Origin of the sequence: Candidatus Poriferisodalis sp. (assembly GCF_965221945.1) — a bacterium.
In the GTDB taxonomy this organism is placed as follows: Bacteria; Actinomycetota; Acidimicrobiia; order Acidimicrobiales; family Poriferisodalaceae; genus Poriferisodalis.
Map to the genome: position 1 here is coordinate 2048930 of NZ_OZ244925.1, position 17921 is coordinate 2066850.

Annotated in this window: 15 protein-coding genes, 1 pseudogene and 1 other annotated feature; of the genes and pseudogenes, 3 read left to right on the forward strand and 13 right to left on the reverse strand. The window is 64.7% G+C overall.

Going from position 1 to position 17921, the window contains the following annotated elements:
• The first annotated feature begins 223 nt into the window (after positions 1-223).
• The gene (locus ACOQPH_RS09495; RefSeq protein WP_420621168.1) at positions 224-1630 is read left to right on the forward strand and encodes a DUF222 domain-containing protein; all 1407 of its coding nucleotides are present in this window, start codon (positions 224-226) and stop codon (positions 1628-1630) included.
• 179 nt (positions 1631-1809) lie between these two features.
• Here ACOQPH_RS09495 and ACOQPH_RS09500 read toward each other — a convergent pair whose 3' ends face one another.
• The 7 genes from ACOQPH_RS09500 to ACOQPH_RS09530 form a co-directional block, all read right to left on the reverse strand.
• Positions 1810-1947: a hypothetical protein gene (locus ACOQPH_RS09500; protein ID WP_420621169.1), complete on the reverse strand. Its 138-nt coding sequence runs from the start codon at positions 1945-1947 to the stop codon at positions 1810-1812.
• 135 nt (positions 1948-2082) lie between these two features.
• On the reverse strand, positions 2083-2721 hold the full coding sequence (locus ACOQPH_RS09505; RefSeq protein ID WP_420621170.1) for a hypothetical protein: 639 nt from the start codon (positions 2719-2721) through the stop codon (positions 2083-2085).
• Between the two features lie 108 nt (positions 2722-2829).
• Positions 2830-3882, reverse strand: coding sequence for an integrase core domain-containing protein (locus ACOQPH_RS09510; protein WP_420621171.1), 1053 nt, complete (start codon positions 3880-3882; stop codon positions 2830-2832).
• Complete coding sequence (locus tag ACOQPH_RS09515) at positions 3879-4178, reverse strand: helix-turn-helix domain-containing protein (protein ID WP_420621172.1); 300 nt, start codon at positions 4176-4178, stop codon at positions 3879-3881. Before ACOQPH_RS09515 ends, ACOQPH_RS09510 begins: the two co-directional genes overlap by 4 nt.
• Positions 4179-4244: 66 nt before the next feature.
• Positions 4245-5549 (reverse strand): choice-of-anchor R domain-containing protein, encoded by a 1305-nt coding sequence (locus tag ACOQPH_RS09520; RefSeq protein WP_420621173.1) that lies wholly within the window; start codon positions 5547-5549, stop codon positions 4245-4247.
• 17 nt (positions 5550-5566) lie between these two features.
• Positions 5567-8350: a choice-of-anchor R domain-containing protein gene (locus ACOQPH_RS09525; protein WP_420621174.1), complete on the reverse strand. Its 2784-nt coding sequence runs from the start codon at positions 8348-8350 to the stop codon at positions 5567-5569.
• A 438-nt stretch (positions 8351-8788) separates the two neighbouring features.
• Complete coding sequence (locus tag ACOQPH_RS09530; protein ID WP_420621175.1) at positions 8789-9298, reverse strand: CoA transferase; 510 nt, start codon at positions 9296-9298, stop codon at positions 8789-8791.
• 126 nt (positions 9299-9424) lie between these two features.
• Here ACOQPH_RS09530 and ACOQPH_RS09535 point away from each other — a divergent pair, with 126 nt between their 5' ends.
• Positions 9425-9865 (forward strand): hypothetical protein, encoded by a 441-nt coding sequence (locus ACOQPH_RS09535; protein ID WP_420621176.1) that lies wholly within the window; start codon positions 9425-9427, stop codon positions 9863-9865.
• Here ACOQPH_RS09535 and ACOQPH_RS09540 read toward each other — a convergent pair.
• From ACOQPH_RS09540 to ACOQPH_RS09565, 6 genes are all read right to left on the reverse strand, one after another.
• Positions 9858-10721, reverse strand: coding sequence for an endonuclease/exonuclease/phosphatase family protein (locus ACOQPH_RS09540; protein WP_420621177.1), 864 nt, complete (start codon positions 10719-10721; stop codon positions 9858-9860). The genes ACOQPH_RS09535 and ACOQPH_RS09540 overlap by 8 nt on opposite strands.
• Complete coding sequence (locus tag ACOQPH_RS09545) at positions 10721-11782, reverse strand: ABC transporter ATP-binding protein (protein WP_420621178.1); 1062 nt, start codon at positions 11780-11782, stop codon at positions 10721-10723. Before ACOQPH_RS09545 ends, ACOQPH_RS09540 begins: the two co-directional genes overlap by 1 nt.
• A gap of 94 nt (positions 11783-11876) precedes the next feature.
• Positions 11877-12884, reverse strand: a complete 1008-nt coding sequence (locus tag ACOQPH_RS09550) for an ABC transporter ATP-binding protein (protein WP_420621179.1) — start codon at positions 12882-12884, stop codon at positions 11877-11879.
• Positions 12881-13840: an ABC transporter permease gene (locus ACOQPH_RS09555; RefSeq protein ID WP_420621180.1), complete on the reverse strand. Its 960-nt coding sequence runs from the start codon at positions 13838-13840 to the stop codon at positions 12881-12883. Before ACOQPH_RS09555 ends, ACOQPH_RS09550 begins: the two co-directional genes overlap by 4 nt.
• A complete protein-coding gene (locus tag ACOQPH_RS09560) occupies positions 13837-14826 on the reverse strand; it encodes an ABC transporter permease (RefSeq protein WP_420621181.1) in 990 nt (329 codons plus the stop codon). The genes ACOQPH_RS09555 and ACOQPH_RS09560 overlap by 4 nt, the downstream gene beginning before the upstream one ends.
• A 146-nt stretch (positions 14827-14972) precedes the next feature.
• Positions 14973-16658 (reverse strand): ABC transporter substrate-binding protein, encoded by a 1686-nt coding sequence (locus tag ACOQPH_RS09565; protein WP_420621182.1) that lies wholly within the window; start codon positions 16656-16658, stop codon positions 14973-14975.
• 291 nt (positions 16659-16949) lie between these two features.
• Here ACOQPH_RS09565 and ACOQPH_RS09570 point away from each other — a divergent pair.
• Positions 16950-17876: pseudogene (locus ACOQPH_RS09570) on the forward strand (IS3 family transposase); the annotation flags it as partial.
• Positions 17246-17360: a sequence feature (AL1L pseudoknot), on the forward strand. Its footprint overlaps the pseudogene before it by 115 nt.
• Positions 17877-17921 lie beyond the last annotated feature (45 nt).

Here is a 17921-nt window from a genome sequence, read left to right on the forward strand (position 1 = left end):
GCCGTTTCGACAGCGGCCGTCAAGATCCGCTCATAGGCAGGCTGAGCACGCACGCCCAGGGGTGCCTCGCCGGGAAGACCACGGCGGTCGAGCGTCAGCAAGGATGTCTCGGCGGCGGGCGTGTGTGGGATCGAGGTTTGCTGAAATGGGCTGTCATATATTTGTAATAATCGGGTTGGGCTGAGAACGTGTGTTTGTGACACCGGCCCAGTAAAGTGAACACATGTTCTCTCATGTGGAGCAGGCGCTCGAGCACCTCACCGCCGCACTCGACGAGGTCGCAGCGGCGCCCAGCGATCAGCTGCGCCGCACCCTGGGGCTGTCCAAGCAGCTGCGCAGCCGCGTCGAGTTGCTCGAGACCACAGCCGCCGCTGTGGTCGCCCGGCGAGAGGACCACGGCGACGGCGGCGCGGGGCTGCTGCGCGAGCACAGCGGCCTGTCGCGCTCGGACGCTGCGCGCAATGCGCGCACCGGCGCAGAACTGGCCGCGATCCCCGACGCGGATGTGGGGGTGGCCGAGGGACAGATCTCCTTGGCAAACGCTGCCAGGCTCGCGCAGGCTGCACGCAACACCAGTCCTGACGCTGTGCAGGACGATGGGGAGCTGATCGGGCTCGCCAAGGCGCTGCCCGCGGACGAGTTCGCACAAGCCGCCCGCCGCTGGGAAGCCCAGAACCGAGACGCTGCGGACCTCGCCGCACAGCATCGCCGCAACCGCCGCAACCGTCATGTGCGCTTTTGGAACGGCGACGACGGGTCGGTGCAGATGCGCGGCAGCTTCGACGCCGAGACCGGCGCCCGCATCCAGCAACGGCTGCGCCGTCAAGCCGAACAACTCCGCCAAGCCGACCGCCGACGCCAAGCCCAACCGCAGGCCCCCGCCAAACCCGACGCCCACAACCGCAACGACGGCGACGGTGCTGGCGGCGCTGCTGCTGCGCGCACCACAGACCAGCGCACCACAGACCAGCGCACCACAGACCAGCGCATGGCCGACGCACTCGACACGCTCCTCGCCGCCGGCGCCGCACCCGCAGCCCCAGCCGCGGCACCGACTGCACACATCGCACCCAAAGCAGCGTCCGCGGAGATCATCGTGCGCGCCGATCTCGCAGCCCTCGCAGAAGAGTCCCGCGGTTTCGCGGAGATCTGCGGCACCGGCCCGATCCCGCCCAGCACCCTCGCCCGGCTCGCGTGCAACTCCGACGTGTGGGTCGAGATCTTCGGCGACAAGCTCACCCCGCTGTATGAGACCGTCGCCCGCCGAGCGCCCACCGCCGCGCAGCGCCGCGCTCTGGTCGCACGCGATGGGGCCTGCATCGGCTGCGGGGCGCGCCCAGGCGACTGCGAAGCCCACCATGTCATCCCCTGGAAATGCGGCGGCAAGACCCGCGTCGACAATCTCGTGCTGGTGTGCTGGTCCTGTCACGTCCGCATCCACGACCACAACTGGCGAGTCTTCGTCCGTGACGGCCGTTTTCGGCTCATCCCTCCAGGCCCAGCAGACCCCCCGAACCCCGCCCCCTCACGCAAACCCGGACACCGCATCCCACAATCGACACCACCCGCCCCCACCCCACAACAGCCACCGCCGGCTACTAGACCACACGAAGCACAACCAGCAGCCTGAACACCGGTGACACTGGCACCGCCGGCCACGAGACCACACGAAGCACAACCAGCACGGCCGACACCCTCACCCCGACTTTCCGACCACCCTCCGAGGTCACAGCGCTGCGAAACGATCGCTACGAGGGCAGCTTGGCCGAGCGATGAAGGCCCGACGCACAATACGGCTGTCTTGAACAGTCAGCTAGCGAGCCGGGCGTACCAGTCCCTCAGGCGGCGCGAGTAGATCTCCTTCGAACGTTCGTAGTCCCACGCCGCAAACACACCGGGAACCAGCAGAACCAGAAACAACAGCGTCGCAACGGCCAGCGCAGACATCAGGCGCAGACATCAGGCGTAGACACCAGGCGTAGACATCAGGCGTAGACATCAGGCGTAGACATCAGGGCAGTATCGCGAACTTGCGCAGGTTCTTCGCAGGAGATTCTTGCTCTGTCCGCGCTTCAGCGCGCTCTACGGCGACCATCCGAGACTGCGTCGGGCATCAGCCAGGATGGCGGTTGCCGACAGGGCTGAGCCGCTGATGGTGAACTCGAGGCGGTTGGACAGTTTGCGGTCGTCGTCGTCGCAGATGGCGCCGGTGTCGTCGCAGGCGTCTGGGATGGGCAGTACGACGGTCACGTCGGCGGCGGAGGTGGGCTGGATCACAATCTGCCAGTGCGTGTTGTGGGGCCTGTCGAGGCGCCTGGCTTGCTTGACGGTTCCCCCGGTCACGGTGAACGCCTTGTCCCGCAGGGTCTTGTAGCTCAGGCCGAAGCCTTCGCTGAACTTCAGCTCGAACGAGAAGCGGCTCTGCCCGTCGTGGGACGTGGGGACGTTCTGCGTCCACGCGGTGAGCGGTGCTGGTGCCACTTCGTCGGTGGCGGAGCTGGTGAGCGTCTCGTTGTTGGCGGCATCGTCGGTGAAGCTCACCGTGACCTTGACGGTGCTGCCCTCGTCCGCGTCTGCCAGCGTGTAGGTGCTGCTGGTGGCTGCGTCGATGTCGGTGTCCGCGGTGCCGTCGTTGCGGACCCACTGATAGGAAAACTCAGCACCTGTCAGCCCGTCGGCGTCGTCAATCGACGACGTGTCCGCCGTGAGCGTCTGTTCCACCTGGGGAGTTCTGAGGCGTATCTGACTCTTCGCGACGGATCGGGTTGGGATTCAGGCCGTATCCGATGGTCGCTGGCGGGTTGTGGTTGGTGAGGGTAGTCGGCGGGTTCATCGCTGGCTCCGGTGCCAGGCTCGGCGTTGTTCGTCGGCGTTTCGCATGCCGTGGGTGCGGGCTGCGCGGATGGTGTCGCCGCGGCCGTCGTGTTCGTCGTTGGGGGTGACGTAGCCGATCGCTTCGTGCAGCCGGACGCTGTTGTGGTGGACCCGGACGCGTTCGAGTTCGGCGGCGAGCACGGCCGGGTCGGTGATCGTGGTCAGGTGTGGGTGCTCGCGTTTGACGTGGCCCCACAGCGACTCGATCCACGCCTGGTCGGTCGGGGTCGACGGGCGACCGAAGTGTTGGGCGATCGAGCACAGCGCCATGAACCGGCGGGTCTCGTTGGCGTGCATCTCGGTCCCGTTGTCCGAGACCGCCAGCAGCAACGGCGCCCGGTCGCCGTCGGGGAGCGCGGTGTCGGGGTCGGTGAGGCGGGCTCGGAGCTCGTCGGTGAGCAGTCCCTCGTTGTCGAGCCCGCGGCTGAACAGGACCCGGGCGGCGACCGAGTCCGGGTTGGCGGTGAGGCGGGTCGAGATCCGCTTGCGGGACACGAGGTCGACAATCGCGTACGCGTGCTTGGCGGCGACGCAGCGTTCGAACTGGGAGCCGTCCCAGCACCACAGCTGGTTCGGGTGCCACTCACACCAGTGCGGCCACGGCGTCTTCACGGTCCGTGCCGGTCGTGGAGCTCCTTGCAGGGCAAGGCCGTGACGGGCCAGCACCCGATCGACGGTCGACGGCGACGCCCACACCCGTTGCTCGTAGGAGCCGCGGTGAGCGAGCTTGCGATGCGACCGGTCCACGTCGCCCCACTCGTCGAACAACGCCAAGATCTCAGCCTCCTCCCACTCCAAGAGCCCGTGGATCGGGTTCCCGCCCGGGCGGGCGTCATCGAGCCCGCCCCCGGCTCGGCGCTGCTGCCACCGCCACGCCCGACCCCGGTCCAGCTCGACCACCGCGCACGCCCGGTTCAGCGTCCAGCCGGCATCGACCGCATCGTCGATCAAGGACAGCAACGCCGCCTTGGCGGTCCCATCGACACGGGCGGGAACCGGACCGCTCATCCCGGGCGCGATTTTCCCCGCAGCACCGCCAACTCGACGGCCTGCTCGACCACCGTCGCCTGGAGCCGGTCGACCTCGGCCCCCAACGCCGCGGCCTCCGACGCCTCCTGGCGAGACTGACGCGGCCGGCCCGGCCTCGACGCCCCCAGCGCCGCGATCGCTCCATCGCGGGCAACCGCTCGCAGCCGGGTGATCACCGACCGATCCACCCCAGCCTCGGCTGCCGCGTCGGCCTGGGAGATCTGCCCCGTCAGCATCCCCAGCCACAAGTCGTACTTCTGCTCTGCTGTCAGCATCCGCTTCGGCTTCCGCGGTGTCGATGTCATCGTTGACGGCCTCCACAATCAAGGCCAGCAACCATCTCAGATGCAGTCTGAAAGAACCAGGATCCCGTCGCGCGAAGTCAGACGCACCACAGTTCCAGTGATGGCGGGCGCTCCAGTGGGCGAGCTGTTCTCAGCCGCGGTCTCGGATTCTGTGTCGGTGGTCTGTTCTGAGATTGTTCCGGTCACCCGGATTTTGAAGCTGGCTGTCTCGTTGTAGGCAGTCCAGGTGCGAGTCTCGGCGGTGACAGCGAGGTAGTAGGAGTTGTCGGCGATCGACCAGCCTTGCGCGCCGCCGGGGTCCTCGTCGGTGGCTGCGGAGTCCTCGGTGGGGTAGGTCTGGGGGATGAGCGCGAATGCGTCGGTTCCGCTGGGGCTGACCCACTCGATGACCACGAAGTAGGTGGTCCCCGCCGCCAGCCGCGCACAGGCGTCTTCGCCCGTGGGCGCGTCGAAGGCGACCACGCCCGGTGTCGTGAAGGTCGACGGATCGGTCAAGGTGCACAGCGCGTCGGCGGGTCCGCCGTCGGCTGCTGCGCTGTTGACGGTCACCGCGAGCTGGTCCCCCACGCTGGACGCGTCGACAAACAGCGAGACCTGCACACCGACCGCACCCAACACATAGCCGCCGGTGCCGGTGCCGGTCGTGAACGCCTGCGCGAACCCAGACCGAGCAGCGCCAAGGGTGCGCTGTATCCCCGCGGAGCCGTCCACGCCCACACCCAGGTTGGCGACCAGCAACTCCGGGTCGGCCTCGCCGCTGTCCACCTCGGCCGCCGGGACGCCGGCCGCCGTCTCGCTGTCGTCGGGGACAGCAGTGGTCGCAGTGACCACCCGCAGATCCCCGACGTCGGCCGTGAGCACAATGCGCGCATGAACGACCTGGCCGTCCTCCCAATCGACGTCCACGCCGGTCCACTTGAAACTGCTCGCACCCGAACTGTCCTCAGGAAACTCCAAGAAAAGATCGCCGACCACCAGCGTGTAGTCCGCAGCATCGGCAACGCCGGCCTCGAACGCCAAGCGAAGATCACGGCCCGGAATATGGGACCACAGCCACCTGACCTGCAAGTCCCCGCTGCCGCCCACATCAGAGAACAGACCCGCTGTGGCCGCGCCGATCGACACGCTGCTGTAGTCGGTCACCGTCACGTCCGCGGACCACAACGGCTCAGCAGGCTCGCCCGCGTCCGCCGGCGCCGACCACACGACCACAACAGCCGCCGCCACCGCCAGCACGGCCGCCCCGAACACCGACACGAACAAGCCCCGACCGCACAGGCCGACCAATGGCTGGCTTCCCGAGACCGAACCGCCCGAATGGATGCGTTTGATAGACATCATCTCCCGTCAACCCCCAGCTACCGCACGACCGTGAAGACCGGCGAGATCCCATAGATCGGCCGGTACTCATCGATGTTCCCGGTCAAACGCCCCTCATCGACATCGACGGCGCCAACAGGGCCGAGGTTGTCGTCCGCCACTCGGTCTCCCTCGCTGTCCGAATGTCGATTGAGCACGCTGTCAGAGTTCCTCGGCGAACCCGCCGCGACCATCCCCATGCCGTTCGGATCACCCATCGGCAACACCGGATCCGCGGCCCCAGAAGCGTCGCACCCCGTCCACACCATCGCGTTCTCCTCGAAACGAGCAGAGTTCCCGGTCACATACGCGCCGTACTCAATGTCGCCCTCGCCCTCGGTGTCGTCCCACTTGTCGCTGTAGAAATCGGAGTACGACTCGGCGATCAGCGTCGGGCGGTCCTCCCAGCCGCCGTCCAGCCAATGAACCGGCACGCCGATGGCGCCCTCCATCTCGGTGTTCGCCGCCGCGTCGTCCGAAGCGGTGCACACCACCGCCGTGAACTGCGACGCGACGCTGCGGATGACCGCATCGGTGTACCGCACGGCGACTTCTTCGCCCCGCACATGGGTCCCCGCTGCCTCCTGACGGACAAAATCGTTGTAGACCTCGATGTCCCCCGACATGGCGTCCGTCGCGCTAAGAGTGACGAACACCAGCCTGAACTGATCCCCCACATCGACGCCTTCGGGGATGTGCAGCCAGCTCTGGGTCACCGCGACACCCCCGGGAACGAACGGCGCCTCTTCGTTGACCTCGGTGTACACCGCGAGCGACAGCGAATTGCCGCCCGAGTTCTGGGTCAGGCTGGAAAGGTTGGCACCCCGATATAGGACGTCCGCGATGCTGGCGTCCGTTGCCGCGCCGGTGTCCTCGCTGTTGCTGGTGGTTCGCTCCAACCGGTGCGCGGTGCCGCTGATATGGTTCCACACCATCACATAGGAAGTGTCCGGCGCCAGATGCGTTCCCGGCGGCGCCTCGAAGAAGCTGTGGCCCGCCGCGTACTCGGTGGGGCTGAAGAGGTCGAACAGCTTGGCGCCCGGCTTGCCGCCCGAATCGGCGTGCACGGCCACCGCCACCGACACCGGGCTGTCGGGAAACTCGCTGTTGGAGCCCTCGATTTCAACACCGATGCCCTGCAACCGGTAGCCGAGCCCGTCCGAACCGGTCGTGAAGCCCTGCGATAGCACAGAGTTGGCGGTGTCGGCAGAGGCATAGCTGTTGTTGGTCTGGCCCAGGTTCTGCACCATCGCGTCCAGCGCCTCGCCGAACACGGCCATGTACGGATTATCGAGTGCAATGTCCAGAGTATGGGCGCCGATGGTCACCCCCGTCGCCTTCGGCTCGTCCTCCGCAGTGGACTCGGTGCCGAAAAGACGGCTCAAGACGACGCCCCCCATCCGGTCCACCGAGTTGATGTCCCAGTAGAGGTTGTATGAGTCGCTTCCTGACACGGTCACGCCTTGGGGAGCCGTCCATTCATTGATGCCGCTTAACTGGCGTGTGTTGACCATGCTGAACAGCCCGGTAGTTCCGTCGCGCAGTTCCCACGGGTTGATAAAGGCCCCCCCGGTTGAGGTGTTGTCCGCGCTGAAGGTCACGCCGCGGATGAGGTAGCGGTCCGCGGCCCCCACAGTGATCCCGAATTGGCCAAAGTCGCCGACCGACACGATTTCCTGCGCGGCGTCATCCATGGACTCGCCCACGTCGGGGTTGGGGTTGGGGATTTGTGCGTAGGTCGAGACCAGGATGCCGCTGTTGCGCTTCGAGCCCTCGATGGCCAGGCGCAGCACGTTGGTGCCGCCGTCCACGCTGTCGGCCAGCGTCGCTCCCGTCTCGCCGCCCTCATCCTCATCGTCAGAAGCCGTCCTATTGATCTTCAGCGACGACCCGAAGTCCGACAGCACGATGAAGTAGCCGACGTTCTGCTGGTACGCGAACGCGCCCGGCGGGGCCGCGAACCGGTTCAGGCCGGCCTTGAACGAGGACGGGTTCTCGAAATCGAACAGCTTGGTCTGCGCACCTGTGGCGCCCGACCCAAGAGCGCGGGCCATCCACAGCGACACGGTGAGGCTGGACGGCGCCTCGGCCAGATCGATAGACACGCCCGAGATCTCATAGCCCTGCCCGTGGGTGCCCAGCTTGAAGCCCATGTCGTACTGCTCGATGATCGTCGCGGTGGCCGAGTACGCCTGGCCGGTGTTGCTGACCAGCGTCGACTCCAGCCGCGGCACCGGTGCGGGAACCGGGCCGAACGGCAAGCTGGTGACAGTCTCTGTGTTGCCCAAGCTGTCGGTGAACGACACCTCCACCTTGAGCAGCTTGCCGATATCGGCCTCGACGCGCCGGTAGCGGCCCGACTCGATCATTAATTCCGAAGCATCTGGTGCTTCCGTTTCGCCGGTGAGTATCAATTGGCCATGGAACTGCCGGAAGTGGGTCGAGCGGTGGTGGGGCGAGTCGAGGCCCACCGTGGCCTCGGTGTTGCCGTCGATGCGGATCCACCGGAACGAGAAGTCGTGCAAGTCGCCCGTCGAGGCCTTGGAACCCACATTGGGGATCCCGTCGGCGTCGCCGATGCCCGAGACGTCCACCGCGAACACGCCGGGGTCCTCAGCCGAAACCAGCACCACCGGCACGCCGGTGGCGGCATTGTTCATCGGAGTCTGGGCGTGGGCGGTATTCCGGCCGTCAGCGAACCACAGGATGCTCGCCAGCGCGGCAACGGCGCCCAGCCCGATGAGCAGCAGCGGAAGCGTCGCACGACGCCGGGCGACGGTCATGACCTACCTCCGGCGAGCGGGGGACGAGAGTCGGGGGGGGGGGGGATCGTGAGTCATGCATAACTAGGGGATGACGATACCGCATTTTTCAATGCAGTCAATGCAGTCAATGCACCATGAGTAGCCGAAGCAGGGCGCTGAAGTTGTCGCTGATCGCAGCGTCTCCCGGCGGCGGGTACGAGGCAGCCGCGTTGCGTGCCGGACCGCGAGCTCTGGGGCGAGCAGCGCTGGTCCTGCTCCTGCTTCCGGCGTCGCGAAGCGGGGGTCGTCGGCCGGATCGGGCCTGCCCATGGCGGCCATCGTGTCGTCGAACCACGCCGCCGGGTTGCCGGCGATGGCCCATACCCGACCATCGGGTAGCACCAGGATCGGGCACTCGTGACCGAGGCCGGCATTGGGTCCGTCCCAGCCACCTGCCAGCTCAAGAGCGGACCATTCCTAGATGTACACCATCGCCTCGACCATGCACACGTCGATGTGCCCGCCCCGGCCGGTCCGCGCTGCTTTGACCAGCATCGCGTTGATAGTGCTCGCGGCGGACATAGCGGTCACGATGTCGCCCACCACCAGCGCCGGGTGTGCCTCGCACAACTCGTCGGGGCCGAGGCCGAACTTGGCCATGACACCTGGTCGGTAGTTCTCCACGACCACATCGCAGTGGCTCACCAATTCTCGCACGAGCTCGCTGGCTCCCGGTGCGCGCAAGTCCACTGAGCAGAACCGCTTGCCGACGTTCTGCTGGCAAAAGTACGGGTTGAGGCCGTCCTCGACATGCGGCGGGAACGTCCGGCACAGATCACCGTCCACCGGCTCGATCTTGATGACCTCGGCTCCCAGATCGGCCATCATCCGCGTGGCGAGCGGCCCAGCCACGACACGAGTGAAGTCCAGCACCGGGATGCCCTCCAAGGGCCGCTGATCAGCGCCGTTCGCACCCGATTCCGCCATTGCGCAGCGAAGTCTGGCACGCCAGACCAGCCCGTTTCAGAGCCAGAGCGGATTCGAAACGAGTGCCCGGCGCTTGCGGCGTGGCTTCATGGCGAGTTAGCACTCCATGTGCGCTGACCTGCGGTCTTGCACGCCCGGGAGTGCCGATACAGGTGGGCTCCACATTTCAAATGGGGGGTACTCCACATTTGGATTCCGCTCGACCGGGTCCACGGTCGCACTCGGAGCGACTGCGACTTCGCCACCATCGACACCGTCACGCTGCGCAGGTTTTACCTGCTGTTCTTCATCGACATCCCTACCCGGACCGTGTACTTCGCAAGCATCACGGACCACCCCACCGGCGTGCGGGCCACCCAAGTGGCGCGGAACCTGTTCCTGCGCCATGCCGACGGACTCGCTGGGACGCGTGCGCTCGTGCGCGACCGCGGCAACCAGTTCATCGACGCCTTCGACGAGATCTTCAGAACCGAACGTATGAAGATCCTCAAGACAGCTGTACGCACCCCCGTGGCGAACGCGTTCGCCGAACGCTGGATCGGCACCCACAGGGACAGACCTAGTTGAGCTTGAACCACGTTGGCTGGTGGTCCGACCCGACCGCGTCGACGTCGATCCACGCTGACTCGACCCTTGATGCTAGGCCCGGTGTCACGAATCCGTAGTCGAGCCTCAAACCGACCTCGAATCCTTCACTCTCGTCGTACCAGGTGATTCCCTCGTCGAGGGAGTTGCCGGCCGCAGTCCACGTGTCCACGAGCCGGTCACCGGCGAGAGTATGGCCGTAGTAGTAGTCAGCCTCGCCGACGATGAGTGGATACTCGGTTGACGTTGGAGTCAGGTTGAAGTCGCCCATCACCACGAACTCGGTTGGCGCAGGGCTCTCGCCGATGCCCATCCATTCGATTCCGGTGACCGACGCCCCATTGAAGGGGACCCCAAACATGAGCGGCAGCAGATACTCGATCTCTGTTCTCCGTAGCCGGGAGTTGACAGGATTGAGATGGACTGAGTAGCACCGAAGAGGCCCAGACGGAGCATCGATGATTGCTTCGAGCGCGCCAGACTGTTCGCCATGGGCATTGATGACCCGTACTCTCGGCAAGAGCAGGTTCCGACACGAGAGGATCGGCCAGCGGGAAAGGACCATATTGCCGAACTGAAGTCGACGATGCTCGACTGACCCATCGGGAGTCTTCGAGCTCGCGTCAAGATCGACATTGGGTCCATATACCCAGTGATGCTGAGCGAGCAGCTCGCCTAACCGGGCTGGTTGATCCTTGTCAGGAAGCGCCTCGACATTGCGTACGACTTCCTGTAGTGCGATCACGTCGGCGCTACGTACCGCGTCGGCGATCCTCTCGAGGTCGTAGCAACCGTCCTTGCCCTTTGAATACTGGATGTTGTACGACACGAACCTCATCAGGGGTCCGTCGGGAAAGTGGACTGCGCTGGAAGGGTCAGGTGATGGCTCTGGGCTGTGGGCGACGCGGTGAGGTCGCCGTCGTGACCCGCCAATCTTCCTCGAGGCTCGCCGACGATCGACGAACCTTTCCCATCAGCGAGATGACACGCAACCCAGTGGTTGGGGGTGATCTCACGCAACTCAGGCACCTCAGCACGACAGCGGTCGACAACCAAAGGGCAGCGGGTCGAGAACACACAACCGGGTGGTGGTGCCGCAGGACTCGGAACCTCTCCGACAAGAGAAACACGGGTCCGACTGGCCTCGGCCGCGGGATCTGGTATCGGAACTGCCGACAGCAAGGCCTGCGTGTACGGGTGAAGCGTCACCTCGAACAGAGTCTCGGTCTGGGCGAGTTCGACGATGTGTCCGAGATACATCACCGCGACTCGGTCGGAGATGTGCTCCACCATCGAGAGGTCGTGGGCCACGAACAGGTAGGCGATTCCGAACTCGTCTTGAAGATCAGCGAAGAGGTTGATCGTCTGCGCCTGGATCGACACATCGAGCGCGGAGATGGGCTCGTCGCATACGATCAGGTCGGGGCTGAGGCCGAGCGCCCGGGCGATGTTGATGCGCTGGCGCTGACCACCGGAGAACTCGTGGGGGTAGCGGGTGCGGTGGGCAGCACGCAGGCCGACCAAGTCGAGAAGCTCAACCACCCGGTCGTTGACCTGTTGCGTTGTCATCTCCGTGTGGACCCTCATCGACTCGCCGATGATTCGGCCGACAGTATGCCGGGGATTGAGCGACGCATACGAGTCCTGGAAGATCATCTGCATCCGCGGTCGGAGCTTGCGCAGCTCCTTTTCGCCGAGGCTCGTGAGCTCGATGTCGCCCAGCCAGACCTGCCCGGAAGAAGGGCGGTGGAGCTGGAGCACGGCCCGTGCGGTGGTGGACTTGCCGCACCCGCTCTCGCCGACCAGCCCGAGCGTCTCGCCGGCGAAGATCTCGAAGCTCACGCCATCGACCGCCTTTAGCGGCTTGTCGCTCGACTTTCCCGGGAAGTACTTTCGCATGTTCACGACCCTGAGCACGGGCTCAGCAGAGTCCCTGGCCGTGGCTGGCGCCGCCGTCTTGGCGACGGGCCGGTCCACCTCAGCCGAGCCGCGCCTAGCCATGTCGTGGCGTCCCCGCCTCGATGTCGTAGAAGCACGCGACGTATCGGCGATGGACTGGCTCGATCAGTGCCGGCACCTCGCTTCTGCAGCGGTCGAACACATGGGGGCAGCGATCCGCGAACGGGCAACGAGTCGGCTCTTCAGCGAGATCGGGCGGCAGACCGGGGATGCTGGTCAACCGGTCGGCTCGGTCGCCCATCTTGGGCAGAGCGTCTAGGAGCCCGATGGTGTACGGGTGTAGTGGCCGCGTGTACAGGCTGCCCACATCGGAGATCTCTACGAGCTTGCCGGCATACATGACTGCTACCCGGTCGGCCAAACCGGCAACCACGCCGAGGTCGTGGGTGATCCAGATCAAGGCCAGCCCGAGCTCGTCACGTAGGTCGTGCATAAGCTCCACGATCTGGGCCTGGACCGTCACGTCGAGTGCCGTGGTTGGCTCATCAGCGATCACTAGCTGGGGGTTGCATGCCACTGCGATAGCGATCATGACACGCTGTCGCATGCCTCCCGAGAACTCGTGAGGATAGGCATCGATGCGGCCCGGGGCGTCGGGTATCCCGACTCTCTCCAGCAGATGGATGGCGCGGTTGCGAGCCTGTCGCCTCGACAGACCGAGGTGGGTGCGGATCACATCGATGAGCTGGGTGGAGATTCGCATCGTTGGATTGAGGGAACTCATGGGATCCTGGGCAACGAACCCGATCTCGGCCCCTCGAACCCGTCGCAGCCGGCGCTGAGACTCTTGAAGGAGGCCGACCGTTCCGTCGCTTGTCTCCAGCGTCGCTGTGCCGTTGGATATTCGTGCCGGCGGCTCGGCGAGTAGCCGCAGCAGGGCGAGCATCGTCACGGATTTCCCGCTTCCGCTCTCGCCCACGATGGCCAGAGTCTCACCTCTGGCGACGGAGAAAGTCACGCCGTTCACCGCATGCACAGTGCCTTCCGGGATGTCGAACCGGACCTCAAGGTTCTTCACGTCGATCAGTGCTGGCGCGTTCATTGCTTCACTCGCTGAGATCGAGGATCGAGCACGTCGCGCAACCAATCGCCGAGCAAGTTGAGCCCGAGCCCGGCAAAGACGATGGCGACCCCCGGTGTGAGCGAGATCCACGGACGAATCGTGAGCACGCCTCGACCGGCGTTGATCATGTTGCCCCAACTCGGAGTGCTAGGCGGCACCGAAAGACCGAGGAATCCGAGGCCGGCCTCGTAGAGGATCATGGCCGACATCTCGAACGTGGCCAGCGTGGCCAGTGGGCCGATGAGGTTGGGCAACAGGTGCAGCCGCAGGATCTGGCCCTCCGGTACTCCGACATTTCTTGCTGCCTCGATGAACATGCTCTCCCGTAGCTTCAAGACCTCGCCCCGCGTCACACGGGCAAACACGGGAATCGACGTGAAGCCGAAGATGAGAATCACGTTGATGAGGCTTCGTCCGACGACCGCGGCAAAGAACACCACGAACAACAGGTAGGGCAGCGACAGGATCAGGTTGATGAAACCGACGATGACGGCGTCGATCGTGCCGCCCCGGTAGCCGGCGATCAGACCGATTGCCATTCCCAGAATGATGGCGATTCCGACGCCACCGAGAGCAACACCAAGCGAGACTCGGGTTCCGAAGATGATGCGACTGAGCATGTCGCGTCCCAAGGTGTCGGTGCCGATCAGGTAGTCATTGGAGCCCCCATCGGACCAAAACGGCGGAGTATTGGCATCACTCAGTGTCTGCTGGAGAGGATCGTGAGGAGCGATCCATGGAGCGAACGTCGCGAGGATGAGCAACATGACGAATACGAAGGCACCGAACATGCCGCCCTTGGACCGGCGAAGCAGCCGCAGGGCCTCACGAATCCGAGCCCGGAACCGCAAATCCCTTTCGATGTCGATTTCATGGCCGGTCTCAGTCTCGCCAGCATGGAAATCGGCGCCACTGGGAGCAGCATGATCAGTCATGTGATCCCCTCTCCGTGTGGCTTCGATATCGTCGCCGACGCACCGTCCGCAGATGATCTAGGCCGAGGGGTCCGCGTCTGGCGCAACGTCCCCACTCTGATCCGCGGGTCGGCGACTGTGTACAGCACGTCAGCAAGAAGCGAGAAGAGGATAACGATGAGCGCGCCGAAGAACGCTATTCCCTGCACGAGCTGGAAGTCACGATTGCTCACCGCTTCGGCCAACAACCCTCCGGCGCCCGGCCAGGCAAAGACAGCTTCGATGTACAACGATCCACCCAGCAGCGCCCCGATCTGCAGGCTCATTACGCTGATGAGTGGAATGAGCGCGTTGCGCAATATGTAACGACCGTAGATGACTGGCGCTCTGAGGCCCTTACTGCGAGCGATGCGCACGTACTCCTCATTGACGATCTCCAGCACCGACGATCGTGTGAACCGCAGAAGCTGAGCCATTGGAAACAAGCCGAGAGCAACCGCCGGCAGGACTATCGAACTGTCAGGAATGGTGAGGAACCACATCGAAGTCGTGCTGCGCCCGAACGACGGAAACCACCCTAACTTGACCGCGAACACCACAATGAAGACCAAGGACAGCCAGAAATTCGGGATCGTCTGGCCGAGCAGGCCGAACCCGCGCGCCGCACCATCCCAGCGGCCGCCCGCCTTGACGCCCGCCAAGATCCCGAGCGGTACTCCGACTGCGACCGCGAAGGCCATCGCCGCGATGCCAAGCTCGATCGTCGCTGGCATACGATCGAAGATCACTTCTCGAACCGAAATCTTGTACCGAAGAGAATTACCGAAGTCGAGACGGGCTGAATCGCCCACGAAGCTGACAAACTGTTCGGCAACGGTCTTGTCCAAGCCGTGCGCCTCTCGTGCCGCTTCTCTTTGCTCCTGGGTTGCCTCCCTGGGAACGAGCAGGTTGGTCGGGTCCCCTGACACCCGCAGCATCGCAAAGACGATGACCATCACGCCGAGCACGAGCAGTAGCGACTGACCTATGCGCCCAACCAAGTACCTCGTCACCGACTCTCCGTTCTGCTCGCGCTCCTTGCGTTAATTACCGGTGGGCCGAGGTGTAGTACCTCGGCCCACCAGTCGACCATTGGCTTATGAGCCGGCGTTTGTCAGCGAGCCGCCGCTAGGTCCCAGAGCCAATATTCCTCGGCCGAGCGCGGCTTGTAGTTGGAGACTCGATCGCTGGTTGCTTCGAATGAAAACGGCACGTAGAGATAGATGAATGGTGGGTCATCGTACATCCGCTGTTGCAGCTGTCGGTACAGATCCGCACGCTCGTCGTCGTCGGGGGTTGCGAGTATCTGAACGAGGAGATCGTCAACCACGGGGTCAGACCATGCTGAGAAGCTTGCAGCGTTGCCGCCCATGGCCCCCTGCAGGCGGTCCCATCCCTCAGGATTGGCGTTCGACCAGCTATCGCCGAATAGCGGCGGTAGCTGCTTATCCGCCTCCAGGTCCCAGTAGGCCCCGGAATCGATGATCTCAAGTGACGCATTGACTCCTACGTCGCCGAGTTGGGCCGCGACGGCTTCGCACACCTGCTCGAAGTTGGTGTAGGCACCCGACGGGCACGCAAATCCAATGTCGAACCCATCGGCGAACCCGGCTTCGGCCAACAACTCCCGCGCCCGATCAGGGTCGTAGGCATACGGTATGAGACCGTCGTTGTAACCGAAGTCGGCCCGCGTCATCATCCCGGTGGCTTGGCTGCCCTTGCCGTTGAACAGAGCGCCGATGATGCCTTGGACGTCGACCGCATAGTTGAGGGCCTGGCGCACGAGGGGATCTTCGGTTGGTTCGCCCACACCAGTGGTGAGGTTGTTGAACGCGATGTAGTACACTCGGTTGGTTGGGTACTCGATGACGTTGACCCCGTCGATGCCCTCTAGCGATGCAGCTTCGTCGGGGCTGAGGCGGCTCACGATGTCGACCTCACCCGTCTGGATCGCTGAGGCCCGGGTGGAGGACTCGGTGATCGGCCGGAATATGAGCCGGTCAAGTTTGGGGAAACCCTCACGCCAGTAGTTCGGGTTCCGGTCCAACACGATGCGGTCACCCTGGACCCACTCGGTCAGCATGAACGGACCGGTGCCTACCGGCGCTTGGCCGAACCCAGTGAGCCCGACCTCAGCGTAGTATTCAGGAGGAACAAAGAACCATATACCAGCCGTGAGACCGAGGAATAGTGCATTGGATTCCGGTGCGACGAGTTCGACAGTGAATTCGTCGATCTTGTTAACCTCGGACGCTCGTTGGTAGTAGTTGAAGTACTGATTGTCCGGGGTCCTTTGTACCTCCCACGAGAATACTACGGAGTCCGCGTTGAACGGTTCGCCGTTATGGAACAGCACGTCCTCACGTAATTTGAAAGTGTACGTTAGGCCGTCGTCAGATACTGTCCACGACTCGGCGAGAGCTGGCTCGAACTCCAAGTCGTCATTGATCCACACCAGCGGATCGAATATCTGGCTGGCCACATTGCCCGCGTTGCGTTCGGCCGCGTTCGCGCCGTCGATCGCGTTGGGCTGCGTCGTGAGCGCGATGATCAGCTCGCCGCCCCCTGCTGCGGGCTCGTCGGCTGCAGGCTCGTCGGCTGCGGATTCGTCGGCTGCGGGCTCGTCGGCTGCGGGCTCGTCGGCTGCGGGCTCGTCGGCTGCAGGCTCGTCGGCTGCAGGCTCGTCGGCTGCAGGCTCGTCGGCTGCAGGCTCGTCGGCTGCGGGCTCGTCGGCACCGCCATCGCTATCGGCACCACAGGCCGCCGCGACCAGAACGAATGCACTTAGCAGCAACCACAACGGCCTCATCCTGGATTTGCGTAGATGTGTCACAGATTTCTCTCCCTTAGACAATTGCCGTACCTACACCTAGCCCCTGCGCCGGATTTCCCTCAAGGCTTGGGTGACAACACTATCGACCCTGTGGGGATAGGCAGGCGACAAAAACGGCGATCACGCCTCTGACCTGGGCTTTCGCGCCCACGAGCCCAATAAACGTTCCAGGATCGCGCGAAATCCGTTCCAAACCCCTCAGCCTGATTCACCCTGGGTTTTGCGCAGGCTCGAGAGATTGGAGCAAGCATGGGAGCCATGAGCACAGAAGCGAGGGCGGCGACGTCGCGGCGGTATTCGCCTGAGCAGAAGCAGCACGCGGTGAGGATGGTGCTGGCGTTGCGCGAGGAGCTGGGCACTTCGGCGGGCACGATCACCAGGGTGGCCTGGCAGCTGGGCTATGGCGTGGAGTCGGTGCGCAAGTGGGTGGCCCGGGCCGAGATCGACGCGGGTGCCCGTGTGGGGCTGACCTCGGCTGAGAGCGAGGAGCTGCGGCGGTTGCGTCAGGAGAACCGTGAGCTGCGCCGGGCGAATGAGATCTTGCAGCGGGCGGCGACTTTTTTCGGGTAAGGGGCTCGACCGCCGACAGCGATGACCGTCGAGTTCGTCGACGAGAACCGTGCCGAGTTCGGAGTCGAGCCCGTCTGCGCTGCGTTGCAGGTGGCTCCGTCCACGTATTGGTCGACCAAGCGCCGGCCGCCGTCTGAGCGGTCGAAGCGCGACGCGTTGATGATGCCGCTGCTGCTGGCGCTGTGGCAGGCGAACTATTCGGTGTACGGGGCGCGCAAGCTGTGGGTCGCCGCCCGCCGCTCCGGGCACGACATCGGCCGCGACCAAGTCGCCCGCCTCATGGGGCGGCTGGGCATCCGGGGCGTCCAGCGGATCAAGAAGGTGCGCACCACCCGGCCGGACCCCGAAGCGGCCCGCCCCCCCGACCTCGTCGAGCGGGACTTCACCGCCGATGCCCCGAACCGGCTGTGGGTCGCCGATCTGACCCACGTCGCCACCTGGTCCGGTGTCGCCTATGTGTGCTTCATCACCGACGCCCACAGCCGCCGCATCGTGGGCTGGCGGGCCGCCTCTCACATGCGCACCCAGATGGTGCTCGACGCATTGGAGATGGCCCGCTGGAGCCGCGGCGTCCGCCTCGAAGGACTCGTCGCTCACGCCGAAGCGGGCAGCCAGGCTGGACTCAACCGGTCGTCGCAACACCTCGATTGTGGAGGTGCG

Coding starts and splice junctions, on each gene's coding strand:
- ACOQPH_RS09495 (WP_420621168.1), top strand. CDS start 224: ATGTTCTCTCATGTGGAGCAGGCGCTCGAGCACCTCACCGCCGCACTC.
- ACOQPH_RS09540 (WP_420621177.1), bottom strand. CDS start 10,721: ATGAGGTTCGTGTCGTACAACATCCAGTATTCAAAGGGCAAGGACGGT.
- ACOQPH_RS09515 (WP_420621172.1), bottom strand. CDS start 4,178: ATGCTGACAGCAGAGCAGAAGTACGACTTGTGGCTGGGGATGCTGACG.
- ACOQPH_RS09545 (WP_420621178.1), bottom strand. CDS start 11,782: ATGCGAAAGTACTTCCCGGGAAAGTCGAGCGACAAGCCGCTAAAGGCG.
- ACOQPH_RS09500 (WP_420621169.1), bottom strand. CDS start 1,947: ATGTCTGCGCTGGCCGTTGCGACGCTGTTGTTTCTGGTTCTGCTGGTT.
- ACOQPH_RS09525 (WP_420621174.1), bottom strand. CDS start 8,350: ATGACCGTCGCCCGGCGTCGTGCGACGCTTCCGCTGCTGCTCATCGGG.
- ACOQPH_RS09510 (WP_420621171.1), bottom strand. CDS start 3,882: ATGAGCGGTCCGGTTCCCGCCCGTGTCGATGGGACCGCCAAGGCGGCG.
- ACOQPH_RS09555 (WP_420621180.1), bottom strand. CDS start 13,840: ATGACTGATCATGCTGCTCCCAGTGGCGCCGATTTCCATGCTGGCGAG.
- ACOQPH_RS09530 (WP_420621175.1), bottom strand. CDS start 9,298: ATGGCGGAATCGGGTGCGAACGGCGCTGATCAGCGGCCCTTGGAGGGC.
- ACOQPH_RS09520 (WP_420621173.1), bottom strand. CDS start 5,549: ATGATGTCTATCAAACGCATCCATTCGGGCGGTTCGGTCTCGGGAAGC.
- ACOQPH_RS09550 (WP_420621179.1), bottom strand. CDS start 12,884: ATGAACGCGCCAGCACTGATCGACGTGAAGAACCTTGAGGTCCGGTTC.